Below are 6,247 nucleotides of genomic sequence, written 5' to 3'. Positions count from 1 at the left end.
CGACACGGTGGCCGCGGCGGTCGGCACCGGGGCGAGCGCCGTGGCGAGCGCCGGGGCCGGCACCGGGGCGAGCAGCTCGCGGAACCCGGCTGCCAGCGCCGCGGCGGACGGCCGCTGCTCGGGGCGGAAGGCGGTGGCGGCGGCCAGCAGGCGGGCGAGGCGCGGATCCGCCGTGTCGGGCACCACGGGGGCGACGAGGGTGCGGGCGACGGCGTCGGCGGCCGTCGTCCCCGGGTAGACCGGCACCCCCGTGAGCGCCTCGAGCAGCACGAGCCCGAGGGCGTAGACGTCGGTCGCCGGTCCGACCGGCTCGTTCCAGACCTGCTCGGGGCTCACGTACGCGGTCGTGCCGATGAGCCGCTCGAACGCGCTGCAGTACTGCGGCCTCAGCAGCTCGGTGACGCCGATGTCGAGCAGCACCGGCCGCCCGTCGGCGTCGACCGCGACGGCCGACGGCCGGATCCACCTGTGCACCACCCCGCACGCGTGCAGGGCCGCGAGCCCGTCCGCGAGCGCGGCGCCGAGCTCGGAGACGGCGGCCTCGCCGAGGGGCGCGTCGGTGAGGACCCCGGCGAGCGACCGGCCCTCGACGGGCCGGGTGACGACCGACGCCGGATCGACGACCACGTCGATCGGCACGGCGAGGGCGGGGTGCGCGAGGGACCGCAGCGCTCCGCGGAGGTGCTCGACGCGGTCGGCGTCGAGCACGGCGCGGATCCGTGCGTAGAGGACGGTGACCTGGACGTCGCGACCGGCGGCGGTGTCGGCCGCCCGGTGGACCACGCCGACGCCACCGCGCCCGGCGATGGAGCCGAGCCGGTAGCGGCCCGCGACGACGTCCCCGAGCTTCGTGCGCGCGCCAGCCATCCGACCCCCCTTCGGTACCGATCCATTCTCCGCGCGGCATGCGTCGCTGTCAGCCGGACGCGCGGGGAACGGCGGTCACTCCCTGCTCGGTTCCGATCAGCACGAGGCGGCCGGCGACGACGGGGGTGACGAAGTGGGGGACCTGGACGCCGAGCCGTTCCGACGAGGTCGCGGTGCCGCTCGCCGCGTCGAAGGCGGTGAGCACGCCGTCGGGGTAGGACACCGCGAGGAGCGTCCCGCCGGCGAGCACCGGGGAGCCGTTCGGTCCGGGCAGCACCGGGCCGAGCCGATCGGCCTTCAGGTCGAGCTCCTGGATCCCGCCGTCCCCGCACGGCACGAACAGGTGCGCCGTGGCGCGGTCGTAGGCGGGCGTCCCGTCGGGGTCGCTGCCGCAGACCTGGTCGATCGCGCCGACGCGATGCAGGTCGGCGTCGAGCACGTAGGCGACGTCGGTCTTGCCGACCACGACGACCCGGCCGTCCGGCAGCAGCACGGGCGGCCCCGTGGAGAGGTCCTCGTCGCCGCCCGCGACGCGGTCCTTGAACGCGGCGAGGGGCGTGAGGGCGGGGGAGAGCTTCACGACGCTCTCGGTGTACCGCTTGGGGTCCGGGCCGCCCTCGGATGGATCCGGGTTCGCGTTGCCGGTCGTGATGTACAGGTTCCCGGCGCCGTCGACGACGGGTGCCCCGCCGCTCATCCAGATCGCGCCGCCCTCGCCGTCCGGCGCGGCCTCGAACGACACCGCCGCGCCCGCGTCGTCGGCCGGCAGCCCGACGACCCAGCCGTGGTAGTGCCCGCAGTCGCCGCTGTTGCCGCCGAAGGCGGCGTAGACGCGGCCGTTCGCGAGCACGAGCCCGGGCCGCTGGAGCAGGGGGAGCGGCGTCTCCCCGGCGGGGAGCGGGGGATCCGCGACCGCGGTCCGCAGGACCCGGCCGGTGCGCGTGTCGAGCGCGACCATCCGGTGCTCGACGGTGGAGTCGCCCGTGCGCACCTCGGCGAGCACGAAGACGGTGTGCGTCGCGGCGTCGACGACCGGGGTGCTCGTGATGCCGAGCGGGTCGAGGTTGCCGCAGCCGACGACCTGCGCCGTGCCGGTGAGCGGCGTGCCGACCGTGCGCGACCAGCGGATGCGGCCGGTGTCCGGGTCGAGGGCCACGACGCGGTTCCGCTCGGTCGCGGCGATCACCTCGCCGCCCGCGACGACGGGCTTGCCGACGACGGCGGCACCGAGATCGGCGGTCCAGGCCGTCGGCGCAGCACCGACCGTCGGCGCGGCCGCGTCGCTGCAGCCGGAGAGCAGCAGCACGGCGACCGCCAGGAGGCCCGCGGCGCAGATCCGGGAGGGACGCATCGCGGCAGGCTTGACGCGCGGGCCGCGGGCCGGCTCAGGCCGCGGGGGAGTCCGCGGTGGCCTGGAGCACGATGCCGTTGCCGTCGGGATCGGTGAGCTCGACCCACCGCCCCCACGGCGCCTCCTGCACGCCGCCGGGCAGTGCGACGCCGAGCCCGGCGAGGCGGGCGGCCTCGCCGTCGAGGTCGTCCGTCTCGAGCACGGTGCCCCGCACGGATCCGGCCGGCATGGTGTCGAACCAGGTGACGAGGGTGATGGAGGTGGCGGCGCCCCGGGGCCGCACCTGCACCCAGCGCATGTCGGGCCCCGTCTCGGCGTCGTTCACGAGCTCGAGGCCGAGCACGTCGACGTAGAAGTCGCGGGCGCGGTCCTGGTCGGTGACGGGCAGGGAGAACAGCTGCACAGCGGTGACGCTCATCCGAGCATTCTCCCGCGGCGCGTCAGCTGAGGACGAGCTGCGGCAGCACGGCTTCGACGATCGCCTCGGCGCAGCGCACGTAGTAGCGCTCGTCGAAGCTGCCGCCGGACGGCTTCAGGGTCTCGAAGGGCGGCGTCGGCACGAACACGGCACGCGGCACCGTGAAGGCCACGTCGGCGAGCACGGCGTTCGCCGCATGCACGCCGCGACGGCCGATCCATTCGAGCACGCCGCGCTTCTTCGGCAGCGGCAGGCCGGTGAGCACGATCCGGCCGCTGTCGGGCACGGTGCGGTTCAGGAAGAGGACGAGCTCGAACAGCTGGCGACGCCACTCCATGGAGGTGGCGCGCGTCATCTCGGTGAAGCCCGGCGCGAACACGACCAGGTCGAAGCGGCGACCGCCGTCCGGCTCGAGCAGCTCGATGGTGTCGGCGAGCGGCAGGAACGGCTGCGCCTTCGTCTGCACGGTGACGCCGCGACCGGAGCGGGAGGACAACGCCATCGCGAGCTGGCCGGGCAGCGCGCCGGCCTGCGTGCGGGCGCCGTAGCCGGCGGCGAGGCCGGCACCGACGACGAGGACGCGGAGCGACTCGGTGCCCCACGTGAGGTCGATGTCGTGCTCGGGGCGGCGCTCGGACCGCAGGAACTGCCCCGATCGCAGCGCGATCGCGAGCTGGAGCGGGACGTTCAGCACCCGGTCGATCAGCGTCATGCCCCGCAGGCTAGGGAGCGGGCGCGGGGCCGCGCCAGCGCCGAAGGGGGTGTCGGGCCCGGATCGCCCCCGTTCTGGGTGGAAGCGCGGTCCCGTCGGCGTGCGCCGCGGCTCTGAGGGGCACCGGCGGTGGAGGGCACGAAGCCGACCGGTCGCCCTCAGCACTCCACGACGTTGACGGCGAGCCCGCCCGTCGACGTCTCCTTGTACTTGGCGCTCATGTCGACGCCGGTCTGCCGCATGGTCTCGATCACGGTGTCGAGGGAGACGAGGTGGCGGCCGTCGCCGTGCAGCGCGATCCGCACCGCGGTGACGGCCTTGGAGGCGCCGACGGCGTTCCGCTCGATGCAGGGGATCTGCACGAGCCCGCCCACCGGGTCGCAGGTGAGACCGAGGTTGTGCTCCATCGCGATCTCCGCGGCGTTCTCGATCTGCTCCGGGATGCCGCCGAGCACGGCGCAGAGCCCGCCGGCCGCCATCGACGACGCCGAGCCGACCTCGCCCTGGCAGCCCGACTCCGCACCGCTGATCGAGGCGTTCGCCGCGTAGAGCGAGCCGATCGCGGTCGCGGTGAGCAGGAAGGTGCGCACCGCATCGCGGTGCTGCTCGGGCGGCAGTCCGTCGAGCGCGTACTGCAGCACCGCGGGGATGATGCCGGCGGCCCCGTTCGTCGGCGCGGTGACGACACGGCCACCCGCCGCGTTCTCCTCGTTCACCGCGAGGGCGTAGGTGTCGAGCCAGTCCGCGGCGTGCCTGCAGCCGGGTCCAGGGGCGTCCAGCTGCGCGGCGACGGCGGGTGCACGGCGAGGCACGTGCAGCCCCCCGGGCAGCACGCCCCCGGTGGTCAGCCCCGCGCGGATGCAGGCGGACATCGCCGCCCAGATCGCATCCAGGCCCGCCAGCACGGCCGCCTCCGGTCGCAGCGCGCACTCGTTCGCGAGCGCGACCCGCGCGACGTCGGATCCGCTCGCCGCGCAGAACGCGAGCAGCTCCGCGCCGCTCGTGTACGGGAACGGGAAGGCCGCATCGGGCGCGCCGACGGGCGCGCCGCCCTCCCGTTCCACGAAGCCGCCGCCGACGGAGAAGTACGTCTCCTCGGCGAGCACGGCGCCGGACGCGTCGAGCGCGAAGCACCGCAGGGCGTTGGGATGGCGGGGGAGCCGCGTGAGCGGCGCGAGCTCGACGTCGGCCATGGCCATCGCGACGTGGTGGCCGCCCACCCGGATCGGGGTCCCGGCACCGAGCGCCTGCCACGCGCCGCGCACCGCGGCCGGGTCGCAGGTCTCGGGCGCCAGCCCGGTGAGCCCCGCCACGACGGCGTCGGGTGTGCCGTGTCCGATGCCCGTCGCACCGAGCGAGCCGAGCAGGCGGACGCGGACCCGCGCCACGCCGCTCCGGCCGGCGATGCGGTCGGCGAAGTCGCGCGCAGCGCGCATCGGCCCGACCGTGTGGGAGCTCGAGGGCCCGATCCCGATGGAGAACAGGTCGAGCGCCGAGCGGTGGATCCCGGCCGGACGGATCGCGTCCGCGCCTGCGGCCGCGGTGCCTCGTCGCATCCGCGGCGTCTCGGAGAGCGCCATGCCTCCACGGTACGTCCGCCCCCGCGCACAGGCTGCGCGATCCGCAGCGATCCGCTGCGGCCGCGCTCCAACGAGCGCAGAGATCCTGCTCGGAGGCCGGATCCAGCCGCCGTCGCCGGGCGGATCTAGCGTTGAGGCGTGCCGGACCTGCTCGCCCTCCCCGTCGACCCCGACTCCGCCCGCGCGCTCGCCGCTCAGGGCCTGCGGCTCCAGCTCGTCGATCCGGCGGACGGCGGGGCGGCCAGGGAGTGGCGGCGGGCGGTCGTCCGCGGCTTCCTCGACCCGGAGCCCACGGAGGAGGAGCACGCCGAGGCGCTGCCCGACTTCCCCGGTCGCCGCACGATCGGCGTCTACGACGACTCGCTCGCCGAGCCGGGGCGCCCCGTCGCGACCATCGACACCTGGGAGGCGCCGCTCTCGCTGCCCGGCGGCGACGTCCGCGCGGCCGCGATCAGCGCGGTCACGGTCGCGCCGACGCACCGGCGACGCGGCATCGCGACCTCGACGGTCGGCGGCGAGCTCCGCGCGGCCGCCGCCGCGGGCCTGCCGGTCGCCGCGATCACGGTCTCCGAGGCGACCATCTACGACCGGTTCGGGTTCGGGCCCGCCGCCTGGGCCGCGGAGCTCCTGATCGACAGCCGCCGCCTCGCCTGGACCGGTCCCCACGCCGCCGGCCGCGTGCAGCTCGTGAGCCGCGACGGGATGCTCGCCGACGCACCGGCGGTGTTCGACCGCGCCCGCGTCCGCACGCCCGGCGGGATCGGGCTGTCCGGCCTGCTGCTCACGCGGCTGTTCGGCCGCGAATCCGATCCCGCCGACCTGCGGGCGCACCGCTTCGCGCGGTACGACGACGCCGACGGCGTACCCCAGGGATACGTCTCCTACACCGCCGCTGAGTCGCCCACCGACTTCGCTGCGAGCACCCTGACCGTGCACCACCTCGCCGCCGCCACCGATGAGGCGGAGGCGGCCCTCTGGCGGTTCCTGATCGAGATGGACCTCATCGGTGAGATCAGCGCCCGGCTCCGTCCCGTCGACGAACGGCTGCCCTGGCTGGTCGACGACCGGCGGGCCGTCCGCACGGTCGCGGTGACGGACCACCTCTGGCTGCGCGTGCTCGACCCGGTCGCCGCTCTCACCGCGCGGACCTACGCCGGGCCGGGCGCCGCCGTGCTCGACGTCGCCGACCCGGCCGGGTTCGCAGCGGGCCGCTGGCTGCTCGAGGTCGACGAGGCCGGCGCAGCGACGGTGCGCCCGGCGCCGGATCCGTCCGGCAGCGTGCCGGAGGTCGCCCTCGGCGCCGCCGCGCTAGCGCGGCG

At 75.9% G+C, this 6,247-nt stretch carries 6 protein-coding genes; 1 reads left to right on the top strand and 5 read right to left on the bottom strand.

Annotated features, from left to right (window positions below):
- From JWQ92_RS16240 to JWQ92_RS16220, 5 genes are all read right to left on the bottom strand, one after another.
- Window positions 1–867, bottom strand: an 867-nt coding sequence (locus JWQ92_RS16240) for a protein kinase (protein WP_297345503.1), incomplete at its 3' end; no start/stop codon positions are given.
- A gap of 49 nt (window positions 868–916) precedes the next feature.
- The gene (locus tag JWQ92_RS16235) at window positions 917–2,218 is read right to left on the bottom strand and encodes a PQQ-binding-like beta-propeller repeat protein (RefSeq protein ID WP_297345502.1); all 1,302 of its coding nucleotides are present in this window, start codon (window positions 2,216–2,218) and stop codon (window positions 917–919) included.
- Window positions 2,219–2,252: 34 nt separating this feature from the next.
- Entirely contained in the window at window positions 2,253–2,636 is a 384-nt protein-coding gene (locus JWQ92_RS16230) for a VOC family protein (protein ID WP_297345501.1), read from the bottom strand.
- A gap of 22 nt (window positions 2,637–2,658) precedes the next feature.
- Entirely contained in the window at window positions 2,659–3,348 is a 690-nt protein-coding gene (locus JWQ92_RS16225) for a hypothetical protein (protein WP_297345500.1), read from the bottom strand.
- A gap of 158 nt (window positions 3,349–3,506) precedes the next feature.
- On the bottom strand, window positions 3,507–4,904 hold the full coding sequence (locus JWQ92_RS16220) for an L-serine ammonia-lyase (RefSeq protein ID WP_297345504.1): 1,398 nt from the start codon (window positions 4,902–4,904) through the stop codon (window positions 3,507–3,509).
- A gap of 162 nt (window positions 4,905–5,066) precedes the next feature.
- On the opposite strand from JWQ92_RS16220, the gene JWQ92_RS16215 reads away from it, so the two are divergent.
- Window positions 5,067–6,247, top strand: a 1,181-nt coding sequence (locus JWQ92_RS16215) for a GNAT family N-acetyltransferase (protein ID WP_297345499.1), incomplete at its 3' end; no start/stop codon positions are given.

Source organism: Amnibacterium sp. (assembly GCF_025463795.1).
Taxonomy (GTDB): Bacteria; Actinomycetota; Actinomycetes; order Actinomycetales; family Microbacteriaceae; genus Amnibacterium.
The sequence above is the reverse complement of the archived record's forward strand: the minus strand, read 5'-3'. Positions and strand labels throughout refer to the sequence as shown.